This is a genomic window from Ketobacter sp. GenoA1 (assembly GCF_003671475.1).
GTDB lineage: Bacteria > Pseudomonadota > Gammaproteobacteria > Pseudomonadales > Ketobacteraceae > Ketobacter.
The window spans coordinates 208,567-225,120 of sequence record NZ_RCHM01000045.1; the positions used below are offsets into that span (position 1 = coordinate 208,567).

General features: G+C 55.5%; 7 protein-coding genes. All 7 read left to right on the forward strand.

Annotated elements, in window-relative coordinates; translation table 11 throughout:
• Window positions 1-390 precede the first annotated feature (390 nt).
• The 7 genes from D9N13_RS21450 to D9N13_RS21480 are packed head-to-tail and all read left to right on the forward strand — an operon-like array spanning window position 391 to window position 16,553.
• On the forward strand, window positions 391-7,947 hold the full coding sequence (locus D9N13_RS21450; protein WP_290594018.1) for a type I polyketide synthase: 7,557 nt from the start codon (window positions 391-393) through the stop codon (window positions 7,945-7,947).
• A gap of 16 nt (window positions 7,948-7,963) precedes the next feature.
• A complete protein-coding gene (locus tag D9N13_RS21455; protein WP_290594019.1) occupies window positions 7,964-8,626 on the forward strand; it encodes a methyltransferase family protein in 663 nt (220 codons plus the stop codon).
• Window positions 8,626-9,594 carry an NAD-dependent epimerase/dehydratase family protein gene (locus D9N13_RS21460; RefSeq protein WP_290594020.1) on the forward strand — a complete coding sequence of 323 codons (969 nt, stop codon included), beginning with the start codon at window positions 8,626-8,628 and terminating at the stop codon, window positions 9,592-9,594. Before D9N13_RS21455 ends, D9N13_RS21460 begins: the two co-directional genes overlap by 1 nt.
• The gene (locus D9N13_RS21465) at window positions 9,585-12,290 is read left to right on the forward strand and encodes a PEP/pyruvate-binding domain-containing protein (RefSeq protein ID WP_290594021.1); all 2,706 of its coding nucleotides are present in this window, start codon (window positions 9,585-9,587) and stop codon (window positions 12,288-12,290) included. Before D9N13_RS21460 ends, D9N13_RS21465 begins: the two co-directional genes overlap by 10 nt.
• The gene (locus D9N13_RS21470) at window positions 12,287-13,264 is read left to right on the forward strand and encodes a hypothetical protein (RefSeq protein WP_290594022.1); all 978 of its coding nucleotides are present in this window, start codon (window positions 12,287-12,289) and stop codon (window positions 13,262-13,264) included. The genes D9N13_RS21465 and D9N13_RS21470 overlap by 4 nt, the downstream gene beginning before the upstream one ends.
• A gap of 30 nt (window positions 13,265-13,294) precedes the next feature.
• Window positions 13,295-15,631, forward strand: coding sequence for an efflux RND transporter permease subunit (locus D9N13_RS21475; protein ID WP_290594023.1), 2,337 nt, complete (start codon window positions 13,295-13,297; stop codon window positions 15,629-15,631).
• Complete coding sequence (locus D9N13_RS21480; protein WP_290594024.1) at window positions 15,624-16,553, forward strand: sterol desaturase family protein; 930 nt, start codon at window positions 15,624-15,626, stop codon at window positions 16,551-16,553. The genes D9N13_RS21475 and D9N13_RS21480 overlap by 8 nt, the downstream gene beginning before the upstream one ends.
• The last annotated feature ends 1 nt before the right edge of the window (window position 16,554 follow it).

Consider the following 16,554-nt stretch of genomic DNA (forward strand, 5'->3'; position numbering starts at 1 on the left):
CCGACCCAGACCGCCCTAATTTTATTATTCTAAAAAGGTTTTTATTGCTCATTATTTTCGTTAATTTTCGTTTGGCCTAAATATACATTTCTTTACTTTCATTAGTGCGCCTATCGAATATAATTTCCAACATCGATCCGGTGGACGAATTTTGTCTACAAACACAACAACACCATAACAATAACCACATGCGCCGACCGCCCTGTTGCAAAAATCAACATGAGCGGGTCAGTTGCACCTGATCGTGAACTGAATGTACTCAGCGAACGGGAGCCCAGCGCAGATGGTCCAGACTCAGGGACGACGCAGCAAAAACCTCAGCATTGATGGCCGCTACGGCCGGCCCCTCAATGGCTTTATCTCCACATTACCTGATATGACGCTCGCGCCATGCTGAATGATCCTGCTCAATTCAGGAATATCGGCTGTTGGTTGCAGCACTGGGCCAATCTGTCGCCGGACAAAGTCGCCTTCCATTTTATAGGCGACGATGGCAACGAAACCGGCGCCCTTTCTTATCTGACGTTGTTGAACGACACGCAGCGGGTAGCTCACCAATTGCAACAACAGGCCAAGCCCGGCGATCGCGTTGTCCTCACCTATCAACCCGGGCTCGACTTCATCGTCGCTTTTCTCGGCTGTGTACAGGCAGGGTTGATTGCCGTTCCGGTTTACCCCCCATCTTCACCCAAGGACTGGCCCCGTTTCGTAAAAATAGTATTGAACAGCGAAGCCCGCCTGGTTGCTACCACCCAGCAGCTGGCCCAACTATCACAGGCCGCGATCGCCATGACGCCTGAGCTGGCCGGCATCGAGTTGCTCAGCACCGACAGCCTGCAGGCAGAGGAAACAGCGCCGGTAACCTGTAGCGCCGACGCGAATACATTGGCATTTTTACAATACACATCCGGTTCCACCGGCAATCCCAAAGGGGTGATGCTGACCCACGGCAACCTGTATCACAATGAATGCCTGATCAAGGAATCCTTTCAACTGACCTCTGATGCCAAAGTAGTATGCTGGCTGCCGCAGTACCATGATATGGGGTTAATCGGAAACATTCTGGGCACGCTCTTCAATGGCATGACATCGATTCTGATGTCGCCGTTGACCTTTCTCAAGAATCCCTACCTATGGCTGAAGACCATCAGCGATTACCGCGCCACCCACAGCGGCGGCCCCAACTTTTCCTATGAACTCTGCGTCAAGCGCATTCCCGATGCGTTGCTGGCGACGCTGGATCTGAGTTGTTGGCAGCTGGCGTATAACGGTGCCGAACCCATTCGTGCAGCCACGCTGCAGCGCTTCAGTGATAAGTTTCACACCTGTGGCTTTCAGCACACCAGCTTTCTGCCGGTATACGGCCTGGCAGAGTCGTCACTGTTGGTCACCCAGCATAGCATTGGTACTCCGGTTCACCTGTTCAGGGTCGACGCAGCCAGCCTGCAGCAGGGGCAACCGCAACCCGGCAATAACCGGGGCAGTGCTAAAACACTGGTCAGCAGTGGCAGGGTTCTTGGCCAGACCCTGCACATTGTCAACCCGCACACTGGCCACCGCTGTGCTGATAACGAAGTAGGAGAGATATGGGTTCAGGGCGACAGCGTTGCCCAAGGCTATTGGAAAAATCCGGAGGTATCCGCGGCTACGTTTGCCGCCTACCTGACCGACTCCGGTGAGGGTCCGTTCATGCGCACCGGGGATCTGGGTTTTCTGCGCGATGGCGACCTGTTTGTGACCGGGCGCCTGAAGGAAATGATGATCGTGGATGGGCGCAATTTGTACCCCCAGGACATCGAGGAAACCATACAAAGCACCAGCTCTTCATTGCGCGTCGGTTGTGGCGCGGTGTTCAGCCTGGACGACGAAGCGGTAATCGCAGTACAGGAACTTTCCAATCGCGCAGAGTATTCAGAACAGGAACTGGCGGAACTGGCGCAATCCGCCCTGCGTGCGGTGAACAGCCAGCACCAACTGGCACTGAAAAGCCTGATTCTGATCGAGCAGGGCAGCTTGCAAAAAACCTCCAGCGGCAAGATTCGTCGCACGGCCATGGCACAGCAATACCAGAACCACAAGTTGAAGGTGGTCAAGGCCTTTACGGCAAACGATTTCTTTTCCCGGCCTGAGCACGACAACCGCAACGTTACATCTTTATCCCAGGCCCATTACGAAGCGGCCATTCTCAATGTCATCGCCACAGAGCTGGGAATTAATGCCGAACAGATCAGTCCGCGAATGACCTTTGCCGACTTTGGTCTCGATTCAAAAACCCTGGTGGGTTTGGCCGGCATACTGGAACAGAAACTCAAGCAGCCACTGCCACCCCAATTGTTTTTCGATTACCCCAGCATCAGCAAGCTGGCGGAGTATCTTGGTGGACAGGGCGGGTGTGAACACGGCCCCCTCGAAACAAACCCGGCCCCGACCAAGGCACAGGGCGACATCGCCATTATTGGTATCGGTTGCCGCTTTCCCGGCCAGGCCGAATCGGCAGAAGCGTTCTGGCAAATACTGGAACAGGGTATCGATACCATCGCAGAAACCCCCGCTTCCCGCTGGAGTACTCAGCAATACTACGATGCGGACATTCTGGCACCAGGCAAGATGGCCACCAAATGGGGAGGATATCTGCAACGGGTGAAAGATTTTGACGCCGCGTTCTTCGGCATTAAAGACAAGGAAGCCACTTTGCTGGACCCACAGCAACGCATATTGTTGGAGACCAGCTGGCACGCCCTGGAACACGCCGGCCTGATCCCGGAATCAACGGCGGGTAAAGAGGTGGGGGTTTTTGTTGGTGTTTCCAATGTGGATTACGATCGCCACTGCAGCCGCATAGGCGCCTGCAGCGAGCCCTACGCCGGCACCGGCATCGCCACCTCCATTGCCGCAAACCGGCTCTCCTATTTTTACGATTGGCGCGGACCCAGCGTGGCGCTGGACACCGCCTGCTCATCGTCTCTGGTGGCCATTCACCAGGCCTGTAACAGCCTGCGACAACAGGAATGCAGACTGGCCTTGGCCGCCGGTGTCAATCTTATTTTGACACCGGACCTGAGTATCACATTCTCCAAAAGTGGCATGATGGCCGCCGATGGCCGTTGTAAAACTTTCGATGACAGCGCCGATGGTTATGTTCGCTCCGAAGGCTGTGGCGTAGTGATCCTGAAGCCGTTGGCAGACGCCATGGCAGACGGTGACCAGGTAATTGCCGTCATCAAAGGGTCTGCCGTTACTCAAGATGGGCGCTCCAATGGTATCACTGCACCCAACGGCCCGGCTCAGGTCAAGACCATCCGGCGCGCGCTGCACAATGCCGGCTTGCACCCCCGCGACATCCAGTTTGTAGAAAGCCATGGTACCGGCACCGAACTGGGTGACCCTATCGAATTGCAGGCACTGGCCAATGCTTATGGCGAACAGCGCGAACACCCCCTGATGGTGGGCGCGGTGAAAACCAATATCGGCCATTTGGAATCCGCTGCGGGTATCGCCGGTGTGATCAAAACCGCGTTGTGTTTGCATAAGCAGTTGTTACCACGCAACCTGCATTTTAATATGCCCAACCAGCGTTTTGATTGGGCGCGCCACCCCATCCGGGTCAATGATCAGATCCAGCCCTGGTTAACCGAGGCTGGCGTGCCCCGGCGAGCCGGCGTCAGCTCATTTGGCTTTGGCGGCACCAACGCCCATCTCATTCTGGAAGAGCCGCCCACATCGAACATCGAGCCGAACCCGAACCCAACAACAGGATCAGCACGGTTGTTTTGTCTCTCGGCAAAGGATCGCAGTGGATTACAGGCTCAGGTTCGCCAATACGTGAACTTTCTGCAGCAGACAGATTGCGATCTGCAGACGCTGTGCATCAGCCAGAACTGCAATCGCACACATTTCGATGAACGCCTGGCGCTGGTCGCAGACAACGTGGCCGAGTTACAGCAAAGCCTGCGTCAGCTGAATTGGGCAAACCTGGGCAAAAACATCTTCTCCAGCAAACGCCGCCCGACCCGCAAGCGGCCTCACATCACCTGGATGTTCACCGGCCAGGGTTCGCAGCAGGCGGGCATGGGCAGTGCGCTGTACCAGCACAATCAGGCTTTCCGCCAGGCCGTTGATCACTGCCATGATCTGTTGCGCCAGTACTCCAGCATCGACTTAAAACGTTTTCTGCTGCAGCAGGATGATCCACAGGCCCAGGTACTGATTCATCGTACCGATCATACCCAGCCGGTTCTGTTCTGCTATGAGTATGCCTTGGCACAACTGGCACTGGACAGCGGTATGTACCCGGACACAGTGATTGGCCACAGCCTGGGTGAGATCGTTGCCGCTACCATCGCCGGTGTATTTAGTCTGGAGGACGGCTTGCGCATCGCCGTTGAGCGCGGCCGGCTGATGCAGCAGCTGGCGGAGCCCGGCGGTATGATGGCGGTGTTCGCCCACCAAGAAGACGTGGATCCCCTGTTGAGTGACTATCCGCTGGTATCCATCGGCGCCCTTAACGGTCCCGGGCAAGTGGTGCTGTCTGGTTGTGAACAAAGCCTGCGTGACTTGCAACAACAGTTTGAAGAACGGGATATTGACACCCGCCTGCTCAAGGTTTCCCACGGTTTTCACTCACCATTGATGGAACCCATGCTGGCTGATTTTCGAAAAGTTTTGGGTACAGTCACCTTCAGGCCGCCATCTATCCCCCTGGTATCCAACGTCAGTGCCCAATACGCGGATGCAGAACTGGCCAGTGTGGAGTACTGGTGCCGGCACGTGGTTGCGACAGTAAATTTTCTGGGCGGATTACAGCAAATTGCCAAGCATCAGCACGGCATTCTGGTTGAGTTGGGACCCAAGGCAACCTTAAGCGCCATTGCCCAACGCAGCCTTGATCGCGACAGCGTGCGTATTATCCCGTTGATGCGTGAAGGGCAAGCGGAGATGCAGTGCCTGCTGGAGGCCATCGCCCAGTGCTACACCAGCGGCATGAATATAGAATGGCAGCGTTTTTTACAGGTACAAAACCGACCCCGGCTTCCCCTGCCGCTGTATCCGTTTCAACGCAAGTACTATTGGCTTGAAGGCTCGTGGCTTGAAGGCACGGTGTCCACGTCTGCGCAAAACCAGGTCAGCAAAGCCCAGAACACGTTCCACCCTTTGTTGGGGCAGCGTCAGCATTCACCCTACCTGAAAAACGGTGAAATGCATTTTGTTGCCCATCCCGGATTGGATGCCGGCAACTGGGCCAGCACCTTTAAACAAACTGATGTTATTCATTTTCATCTCAGCCACTTTCTTGAAATGGCAATGGAAGTGGGGCACGAAGCTTTTCGTAGCAACAGACTAACCCTGCAGGATTTGGAGTTGCATCGGCGTATGCGCACCCATCGCGGTGATACGCAGAGCATTCATACCATCGTCGAGCAGCGGGCCAATAACGAGCTGCGGGTTCACTTCTATACGCAGGAAAATGACCATCGTGATGAAGAGCAATGGGCGCTGTTGAGTTCGGTCAGCATTGCGCCGTCCTTCGGCGGCCGCCAACCGCGGATAAAACCGCTGGAGATCGACACATCGGCCGCACCTGACGTGGACATGTCGCAGTTTTTCCAGGCTGGGAAAGCTGCCCACACAGTGTACTGCACCAACGACAAGAACGTCGTAAGCGCCACGCAACTGCAGGGCAACAGCATGATCTGTGAGATGGATTTCTCCGAACTGATCGCCGGCAGCACCTCCCCTTTATGGATCAAGCCGGAAGCCATGCAGGCCCTGTATCAAGTGGTGGGCTTCTTTTGTGAATCCTTACGCCAGAATGATGCGCTGCATCCCGGTGTGGAATTTACACCCTACAGCGTACGCAGCTTAGCCTGGTGCGATGAATTACCGGCCCAAGGTTTTATCCAACTCACCCATGTCGGTTCCTGGAATGAAGAGGCCGAGCACACCGAACTGGACGTCTTGATTCTGGACACAGGCGGCCATTGCCGGATGAAAATCGAAGGCATGCTGCTGCGATCGCGCGTTCAAAAAGCCAAGACCGTGGCGGAAAAGGTACGGGAGGTGGGTATGGAGGAACGCATCGACATTATCCGCAACCTGATTGCCCACAGCCTGGCGTCCAATCTGGGTGGGCAGGCCATGGACATCGATCTGAACCATTCCCTGGGTGAGCTTGGCGCAGATTCCATTACCGTGATTTCCACTCTCTCCCGCCTGAAGAGCGAATTGAAGCTGGAGATCCGCCCGGGAGACCTCAATAAAGCCCGCTCAATTGAGGATTTCGTTATCCTGCTGGCCGCCAGGCTCGGCAACCACGACCAGAATCCCAGCACCCTGGTGCGCGGTAGTTGTGCCGTCATGCGTGAAGGTCACGCCGGCGTGCTGCCCCTGTTCTTTGTACACCCCGGTAACGACGGTGCCCTGAATTACCTGGATATGGCCAACGCCTTTGGCGATGACATACCTCTGTACGTAATGTTGCCGGACCTGAACGAAGATCATCACCCCCGCACCCTAAACAGCGTAGTGGATCTGCTGGTTAATGATATCCGCGCCGAACAACCACACGGCCCGTATATGCTCGCCGGCTGGTCTTTAGGGGCCACCCTGGCGGTGCTGGTGGCCAACCAACTGGTACACCAGGGAGAAGAGATCAAATTCGTCAGCGTGGTGGATGCTCCCTGCCTGTTGGGATCCTCGGTAAGTGCGCAAACTCTGCAATACAGCATTGAACAAATCACGGCACACCAGGCAATGATGTCGAAACAACGGGCAGTGCGCTACAAAGCGGAGTTATTCGAATTGTATTCTCAAGCGCTGCAATCCAAACCCATGTCGTTAACCTACGAGCTACGCCATTTCCAAACCGGGCCCACCCATGAAAATCTGATCGCCAACGCGGCGGCGGGGGAATGGAACAAACTCACCAGTCGCAAGATCCACTCGCAAACCATTCCCGGTGATCACCTGAGCCTGTTCAAATCCGGAAATGTGGAAACCCTGGCTTCGTTTTTGCGTAAGCTGGTACGCAGCAACGCCACCACCAGCAACCGCTTTCTGCAAACCACACTGGAGCGCAGCAACCTGAGCCAATCGGTGCTGACAGGCACACCGGAACGCAATGAGCAGGATCGCCCCTGCGCGACACTGAGAGTGGACGAGGATCACCCCTACTTTTTTGATCACGAGCTGGACCATATTCCCGGAATTCTTATTTTGGCAGGTGCCTGGGAACTGGTGTGCCGCTCAACCCAGGAATACGACCCACTGAACCCGTTGCTGACGCGCAGCGTGGGGCAATGTTCGCTGTTGTTTGACCGATTTGCGGAAAAAGACCGGTCACTACACTACGAATTGCAGTGCAGTGGCGGCGGCGCCCACAGCATTCAGCTGGAATGTTATATCAATCAAGACGGCCAACGTATCGGAACGTTCTTTCTGCGGCTGGACTATCATCATCGCAAACCGGCCATGGTGCTGCCTGCAACCCGCCAGATCATGACCTCCGGTATGGCATTGCTGCACAAGCAAATCGAATCCAATGTGTTGATCAACCAGCCCGAGCAATCGGAAACACGCTGGGAATGTCGGCCCCAACTGCCGGAAGCAGGTCATTACCTTGGCCACACATCCCTGGCCTACAGTTGCCTCAATCCGATTTATGTACTGGAAGCAACCCGTCAGTTTCTGACTTATCTGTCCCACGAACAATATGGTGTGGCCATGGGCACCCACGTCAATCTGATCGACATCAAACTGGAGTTCCGCAACGTCATTGATTTCAATGCCGACGTGCGTCTGGTATTGGCCCCCAACAGCGGCATCATGGAACAGGATTCGTTTCAAACCATCACCGTGCTGTGGCAGCAAAACGGCAGTACGGTGGTGAGCAGTCAAATTACCGCCCAGGTGACCCGCCTGGAAACCTATACCCAACAGAGAGCACGTTAACGTAAAGGCAAACATCATGAGCGAAACCGGCACCCGCGATTTCAGAAACAAAGTCCCCCTCTATACCATGCTGTCAGCCATCGTGCTGTTTACCCATTTCGCCACCCTTAAATTGCAACACTGGGATGGGATAATGTGGTTGGTGGGGCTGGCTACCGGCCTGGGCTACATCATCTGGCTGATGTCTGAAGCCAACGTTTCCATAACAGAACAGGAAAAAGGCGCAACCCAAAAGGACCGTGGCACCTGCGAACTCTATGTTTTCGGCCGCATCCTTACGGTATTCAGCGCCATTATTCTGGACACCCAATGGCAAGGTTTCAGTTTTATCATGCTGCTGGGGTTTGTTCTCTTTGCCGGCGGCATCGCTTTCCGCCTCAATGCTATCGACACCCTCGGTAAATTCTATTCCCACCGGGTGCGGCTCGTAGAAGCACACAGCGTGGTCGATACCGGCCCCTATCAATGGGTACGCCATCCGGCCTATACCGGAATGCTGATGGCCCACCTGGGATTTGTGCTGGTGTTCTTCAACATCTATGCCTGTCTGGCATTGTTGCTGATACTGGCTCCGGCCATCGTGAAGCGTATCAAAGTTGAAGAGACGGCACTTTTCGAACTGCCGGGTTATCCGCAATACGCGGAATGCCATAAGCGTCTGGTACCTGGAATCTGGTAATGAACATTGTTCTGGTGGGTGCCAATGGATACGTGGGTCGCGCCATCATGCGGGCCGTCATCGCCAGTCCGCAGCACGTTCAGGTGTGGGCACAGGCGCGCACCACTGATGATCTGCAAACGGCTCACAACGTTCGCTTGTTCAAAGGCAGTCTGGAGCAGGTGCACCCTGAGCTGTTTCCGAACGTACCCCACGTATTAATCCATGCGGCGGGTAAAAACATCGACCATGACGGCAGCGGCTATCATCACACCAATGTGGAAGGCACCCGGCAACTGCTGTCCTCCTGTAATGCGCACACCCTGGGTGTTCTGTACCACAGTTCACTTTCTGTATTGGGGCAGCACAGGCAACAGCAGGTTTCGAACACGGCTCGGCGGGCGCCGGGCACTGCCCTGGCCCGTTCCCGTGCCGCCGCCGAAGCGCTGGTATTGGAATACTGTAAACAGCACGCCATCAACGGTTATTGCCTGAGGCCACGTTTTATATTCGGTAAGGACGATGCGTTTGTAATGCCGGCATTAATCAGGCTGGCGGCAAAAGGAACCTATATTGGCGACGGCAGACAGCAGTATTCCATCATCGATGTGGACGATTATGCCAAGCTCATGCTGGAGCTTGGCCGACGCATTGATACACAGGCGCTACCCTGTGAACAAATTCCCCTGAACATGGGTTATCAGCAGCCGCTGTCCTTTGCTTCCATGTTCAGCACGTTGCAGGGGCTTCAGCCCGGCACCGGCATCAAACGCCGTATTGCTTACCCGGCGGCGCTGGCCACGGCCTGCAATCTGCTGCCGTTCCAGAAGCTGAAGTCCCTTGCCACCCAACTGCAATTGATTGGTCTTGATCACTACAGTGATATCAGTGAGACCCGCTCGCGTTTGCACGACGATATTCTGTGCCGGGACAGCCTCGAGTATTTCCGCGAACTTGCTCAACATTTCAAGGAATCATCATGCAACTGACCATCGACTACCGCCAGCAACCAAACGAACAACAGGTTGGAGGCAAATTCGCCAAACAGGCTGACCTGATCGCCGCGGGCTTACCCGTACCCAGGTTCGTGTGTCTGACGCGGGATTTTTATACCGAGGTGACCCGCCCCATTCAGGGCGCGCTACGGGAGGTACTTCACGCCATCGACTTCAACCGCCACCAGAGCATTCTGCAAGGTTCGGATCAGGCGCAGGCGTTGATCAGTGGCCTGGAGCTGACCCGCGAGCAGCAAAACACCATTTTAGGCAGCTTTGATGGCCTGTTCGCCATGGACACACTGGTGTCGGTGCGTGCCTCGACGGTGGGCCACAAACTGGAAGAGAGCGAAGATTCCCTGGCCAACCCCTTTGCCGGTATGAGTGAATCCTTTCTGTACGTGCGCCGCGATCAGATTCTGCAACGGGTCAAGCAGTGTTGGGCCTCCGGTTTCTCGCAGGAATCCCTGATTTACCGCCAGCAGCAGCAGATGGACCTGATGGGTTTCAGCGTTGCCGTGGGCATTCAGGAGATGGTCTTTGGCGAGCGTTCTTTTGTGCTGTTTACCGCCGACCCCAAAACCGCTGCTGCAGACAAAATCATCATTGCCGGGCATGGCATTGGTGAAGGGGTTGTGCAGGAAAAAGTGGCCGTGGACCACTATTTTATCAGCGGTAAAACCGCAGCCATCACCCACACCATTGCAGACAAGACCAGCCAACTGGTGTTCAACGAGTCCGACGGCTACGGCCTTACCGAAACGGTGGTGGCACCGGCACTGCAAAATGAGCCCTGCCTGACGGATGCCGAAATCAGGCAGTTGGTGGAGGCCGGCAGCAAAGTGGAAGCGCTGTATGGGCTACCCCAGGATATTGAAGGCACGTTCACCGCTGATGGAACATTCTATCTGCTGCAAACCCGCCCCATTGCCCTGGACTTTGATCGCCAACTGGTGTGGAGCAACACCAATGTTACTGAGAGCTATCCCGGCATCAGCAGCACACTTACCTTCACCCACGCCAAATATTTTTACCGCGTCATCTTCCGTGACCTGTACCAGCGCCTGAGCGTGAGCAATGAACAGATCTGGAGTAACTACCAGCCACTGGACAATATGATTGGTTACCTCAACGGCCGTATTTATTATTGTCTGTCGCATTTTTATCTGCTTCACAAACAAAGTCCACTGTTCCCGCTGTTCGCTGCTCATTGGGAAAACATGATTGGATTGCGATCTTCCTTTCACACCCAGGAACCCCGCTCCTTGAAAGCGGCTGTCAGAAAATTGCGTGGCTGGGCCCGCTTTGGCAAAGCCTTGGCCTTGACCCTGGTGGATTACCTGGGCCATGACCGCGCCATGTACCACTACCACCGCTGGTGGGAAACCACCATCGCCCCCCTGCGCGGCCAGTCCTTTCGCGGCGAAGACCCGCTGACACTGGTAAACCGCTTCTATCAGGTGTGGACCGAAGTGGGTCGCCACTGGGGTGTCACCCTGACCACTGACGCCTATCTGATCCCCTTGTACGGCTGGAGCGAAGCGCTGTTCCGGAAATGGGATTTGGAACAGGACAACCCCGGACTGCTGTCGGATTTACTGTGCGGTGATGAACAGCTGCTGAGTGTGGAAATCATTCTGTCTGCAGTTAATCTGGCGGAGCAGGTAAGGGCGGATCAAACACTTGCAGCACGTTTTGCCAAAGACGACGAACACACCTTATGGCAGGCACTGGATCATGACGAACTACCCAGCGCATTCACCCGGGCGGTACGCACCCATCTGCACCGGTTTGGTGATCGCGGCCTGCAAGAGCTGAAGATGGAACAGCCCAGTTTACGGGACACCCCCTGGGTGCTGATGAAAATGATCCGCCAGTACGCCGCCCAGGAGGTGACGGTGGAAAGCTACCGCCAGCATGAATTGGATGTGCGTCGTCGCGCCGACACCACGCTGGCGAGCCTGCTGCAGGATCAACCCTGGAAATTTAAACTGCTCAGCAAAATCATCCTGCCGCGCCTGCGACGCCTGATCCGCCATCGGGAAAATTCCCGCTATTGCCGCAGCGAGTTGTTTGGCTTCAGCAAGGAGATTTTCAAAGCCCTGGCCGCTTATCTGGTGTCCCGCAATGTGTTGCGTGATACCAGCGATATCTACCATTTAACGCAAGATGAGATCTTCGGCTACATCAATGGTATGGGTGTTACCGAAAATCTGCAGGCTCTGGCGGACTTGCGCCGTGGCGAGTTCGAGCAGTTCAGCCAGAGTGAACCCGCTGAACAGATCACCACTTTGGGTGCGGTACGGGATAACGACCTGGGGCCCGGTGACATGCCGCAGCCGGGGGACAACGCGCTGGTGGGATTAGGCTCCAGCGCCGGGAAAGTCAGGGGCATAGCCCGGGTGGTGCAGGATCCCAACACGGTGGATACCAGCGGCGAGGACATGATACTGATCGCACGGGAAACCGATCCCGGCTGGCTGTTCCTGATGCTGGCCTCAAAGGGCATGGTAGTGGAGAGGGGCAGCATGTTATCCCACACCGCCATTACCGGCCGCAAGTTCGGAATTCCCACCATCGTAGCCTTGCCCAATGCCACCCGCGCCATTCCCGACGGCGCCCTGATTGAGATTGATGGCTGCTCCGGTGTGGTCACCATTCTTGAGCACAGCAAAGGAGCCGCGGCATGAACGACTCAGCGGGGATTGCCCAGAGCACCCGGAGCCACGACCATTACTGGCAACGACTGAATCAGTTTTCCCGGATCATCTATGAACCCAAACAGCATTTGTTGTTTGCAAGCCTGTGGTTTCTATCCATCCAGGGATTGTTTGTCTTGCACAGTGAAACGCACACCTGGCGTTGGGGGTTGCCCACACTGATATCGGTATTCACCTTTTTCGGCGTGCTGTTTGTGCTGCGCGCCATTGATGAGGTTAAGGATCTGGCCTACGACCAACAATACAATCCGGATCGCCCCCTGGTATCCGGCGCAGTGAGCATGATGGACATTCGCTCTTACGTCATTGTAGGCACCCTGCTCATGATGGCTGTGAACTTGGTACTTGCCTGGCCACTGGCTTTGTTTGTCATGTTGAACATCGGCTATGGTTTACTGCTGATGTGGCTGGAGAAAGCGATTCCGTTGATGGATCGCAGCCTGTTCTTCAATCTGCTGCTCACCTATCCGGTCAGCATTGCGCTGAGCTTTTATACCCTGTTGCAGGTTCAGTTCACCCATCAGGTGCACTTCAGCCCCAACCAGCTGTTGATCATCGGCTGCTATATTCTGGCTTTTCTCCATTTCGAAATCATCCGTAAAAGCATGTGGCAGAACCTGACGGCAGCCGGGGAAAAACTGTACTCGGCGGAAATCGGCACCGCAGCGGCGCTTACCCTGGGCAGCCTGTGCGGGGTGCTGGCGATCGGCGGCATGTTACTGATAAACCGGCCCTGGCAACACAGCGGCGCCGCCGCCCTCACCGGCTGGCTGCCCTTGCTGGGCCTGCTGTTTGTGGCATTCAGCCTGAGGTTGTTTCTGCGCCATCGAAACAGCCGCTTTAACCCGCGCCAGTTTTCCGTGCCATTTATTGTGAGTTTTTATCTGTTTAATTTGCTGCATGCCATTGCCGGTAACCAGCACCAAATGATACCAGGCTGGTAATGCACCATGGCGGATAACCAGGGGACAAACATGACCGAGTCGATGCCACGGGTATCCTTTCCACTGCACCGGCCCCGGCTCACGTTAATACTGTGCCTGCTGTTTACCGTGGCCTGTGGTGTGGGCACCAGCCGCTACCACAACACCCTGGATTTCCGCTTTTTCTTCAGCGCCGACAACCCCCAACTGGCAGCCTATGAAGACCTGCAATCCACTTACGGATCCGAAGAGTTTGTTTTCATTGCCATCGCCACCAACGATGGCAGCCATCTGTTCAGTGAACACAATCTGCAGGCGTTGGCGCAGCTGACCGCAGCCGCCTGGCAAACACCCTATTCGCTGCGGGTGGATTCCCTCACCAATTTCCCCTACACCCTCGCCAACGAGGATGATTTTCTGGTGGAGGATTTGTTCAGCAGCGACGCCAATCTCAGCCTGGCCCAACTGCAACAGCGCGAGCAATTTGCCCTGCGGGAGCCAGCCACCGTAAACGCACTGATTTCGGCACAGGGTGATGTGGCCGGCATGCGCATTCTGATCAAGCTGCCCGGTGTAGACCGCGCGCTGGAAACGCCAAAGGTGGTGTTCTTTGTGCGCGATCTGCTCGCCCGGTTCGAGCAGGACCACCCTCAGTTCAATACCTATCTGACCGGCCAGATTGTAGTGGATCAAGCTTTTCCGGAATCCACCGCAGGCGACATGGCGTTTGTGTGGCCGGCGTTCTTTGTTGTTATGCTGGTACTGCTGGGCCTGATCTTCCGCAGCGTCGCCTTTGTTGTCTTTACCGTGCTTACAGCCGTGTGCGCCATCGGCACCGGCATGGGTCTGTTGGGATGGACCGGTATGAAAATCAACGCGGCTGTCACCGTGGCCCCCATCATGATACTGACCCTGGCCATCGCGGACAGTGTCCACATTCTCACCCGCTATCGTTTGTTCCGGCAACAGGGGCAGGATAAAGTCACCGCGCTGGGCACCAGCTTGTACCAAAATCAAGTGCCCGTGTTGCTCACCTCCGTGTTCACCGCAGCCGGTTTTCTCACCTTGCATTTCAATGACTCACCTCCCTATCAGGCACTGGGCTATATCGTTTGTGCCGGAGTGATTGCAGCCTGGCTGTATGCGACGCTGCTGCTACCGGCACTGGTGATGATCGCCCCCCACCGCATTCGGCAGCAAACGCCAAAGCAGGCCGGCGCGGCGGCGGGCATGGATGCCGTGGCGGACTGGGTTATCCGGCACCCCCGCGCGCTGTTCGCCGGCGGCCTGGTTGTGGTTATCGCCGGCTTGGCCTGCCTGCCGTTAAACCGCATCAATGATGATCCCGTTAAATACTTCGGCACCCAGCAAACCATGCGCCAGCATATGGAATTCGTCAACGATCGCATCACCGGCCTGGGGGCACTGAACTTTTCCATTCCAGTGGCTGCCGGTCAGCCTGTTACCCATCCGGATTACCTGAATCTACTGGATCAATTCAGTCAGTGGCTGGCACAGCAACCCCACGTGGTGCACGTGGATTCCATGGCGGACATTATCAAACGCCTCAATCAATCATGGCACAGCGATGATGCCGATTTTTATCAGGTTCCCAACGATCCCGAGGCCATTGCCCAGCTATTGCTGCTCTACGAAATGTCACTGCCCTTCGGCGGGGATCTGAGCACCATGATCGCACCGGGCCGTCAGGCCTCCCGGGTGCGGGTTACCATGAACAACACCGCCGGTGAATATCACATAGAACTGAATCAAAAGGCGTTAAGCTGGCTGCAACAGCACGCCAAGCGGCAACCGCAGATAATATCCGCCAGCGCACCACTGATGTTTGCCCACATTGGTGAGCGCAGCATGAAGGGTATGTTGATCGGCCTGATTGGTTCGTTGTTTGTCATGGGATTGGTGCTCAGCCGTTTGTTCCGCTCCGTCAAACTGGGGCTGGTGAGCATTGCCTGTAACGTACTGCCTGTGGCGTTGGCCTTTGGTGTGTGGGGCATGCTCAATGGCAATATCGATGTGGGCCTGACGGTTACCCTGGGGATTGCTTTTGGCATCGTGGTGGATGACACCATTCATTTTCTGGGCAAGTACCGCACCGGGCGTCAGCAACTGAATATGAATAGCGAAGATGCCGTACGTTTCGCCTTTGCCCGGGTGGGGCCCGCCATCCTCATTACTTCGCTGATTCTCATTGCCGGATTTGCCATGCTTGGCTTTTCCGCCATGAACATTACCGCCAATACATCCATTCTGACCACCCTCACCATCGGCATTGCATTGCTGGTGGATCTGCTGTTCATACCGGCGCTGCTGCTTATATTCGATCGTACTGACCACAACCACCATTCCGAGGATCCCGTTCATGGATAACGCCAACTCCGCACCCATTGTCATTGCCGGCCCCGCACTGGGTACGCTGGCATTTGAATGGCTGTACTTTCCGACTCTGGCATTGACCGCATTGGGCACCATGTCCTGGTTCCTGCACACAGGCCAGCATGTGGAAACCGCCTCGTTCGTTATTTCCGTATCCGTATTGTTGATTACCATGCTGTTTGAACGGGTCCATCCTCTGAACCCGCAATGGAACCAGTCACGGGGTGATCTGGGTCCGGATTTCAGCTCTCTGATTCTGGTAGGGATTTTCGTGGAAGGTGCATTAAAAAAAGCAGGCCCACTGATTGCGCTGTATGCTTTCCTGGCATTGGATCTGCCGCAGAATTACCGTTTGATTCCGGATTCCATGCCACTGTGGGCCGAAACCCTGTTGGTGCTGCTGATCATTGAATTCGCCAAGTACTGGTTCCATCGCATGGGCCACGAGAACCTGCGCTGGTGGCCATTGCATTCCGTACATCACAGCGTCAAGCGCATGCACCTGCTCAATGGTTTTCGCATTCACCCGCTCTACCATCTGTGCACCTTTGCCCTGGGTGTCGTACCCTGCTACCTGATCGGTGCCAGCCAGGAGGCATTGATTCTGAACAGCGTGTTGCTGGCCATCGGTGGCTCCATTCAACACTGCAATATCAAACTGAGGTACGGCTGGCTGAACTACGTGTTCAACACCAATGAACTGCACCGCTGGCATCATTCGAAGCGCCTTGATGAAGCCAACCACAACTACGGCGCGGTGTTAATTGTATGGGATGTGATGTTTGGCACCCACTACTACCGCCCCGATGGCAGCCCGCAAGAACTGGGCATTCATCACGAAGAACGCTATCCCATGAACAACTATTGGAAACAGCTGTTAATCCCGTTTCGTTGGAAAGCGAAGATGATGGACTAAA

What these genes read in the sequence shown, in the direction of transcription:
- D9N13_RS21470 (WP_290594022.1), top strand. Translation starts at nt 12,287, where the DNA reads ATGAACGACTCAGCGGGGATTGCCCAGAGCACCCGGAGCCACGACCAT.
- D9N13_RS21480 (WP_290594024.1), top strand. Translation starts at nt 15,624, where the DNA reads ATGGATAACGCCAACTCCGCACCCATTGTCATTGCCGGCCCCGCACTG.
- D9N13_RS21475 (WP_290594023.1), top strand. Translation starts at nt 13,295, where the DNA reads ATGACCGAGTCGATGCCACGGGTATCCTTTCCACTGCACCGGCCCCGG.
- D9N13_RS21465 (WP_290594021.1), top strand. Translation starts at nt 9,585, where the DNA reads ATGCAACTGACCATCGACTACCGCCAGCAACCAAACGAACAACAGGTT.
- D9N13_RS21450 (WP_290594018.1), top strand. Translation starts at nt 391, where the DNA reads ATGCTGAATGATCCTGCTCAATTCAGGAATATCGGCTGTTGGTTGCAG.
- D9N13_RS21460 (WP_290594020.1), top strand. Translation starts at nt 8,626, where the DNA reads ATGAACATTGTTCTGGTGGGTGCCAATGGATACGTGGGTCGCGCCATC.
- D9N13_RS21455 (WP_290594019.1), top strand. Translation starts at nt 7,964, where the DNA reads ATGAGCGAAACCGGCACCCGCGATTTCAGAAACAAAGTCCCCCTCTAT.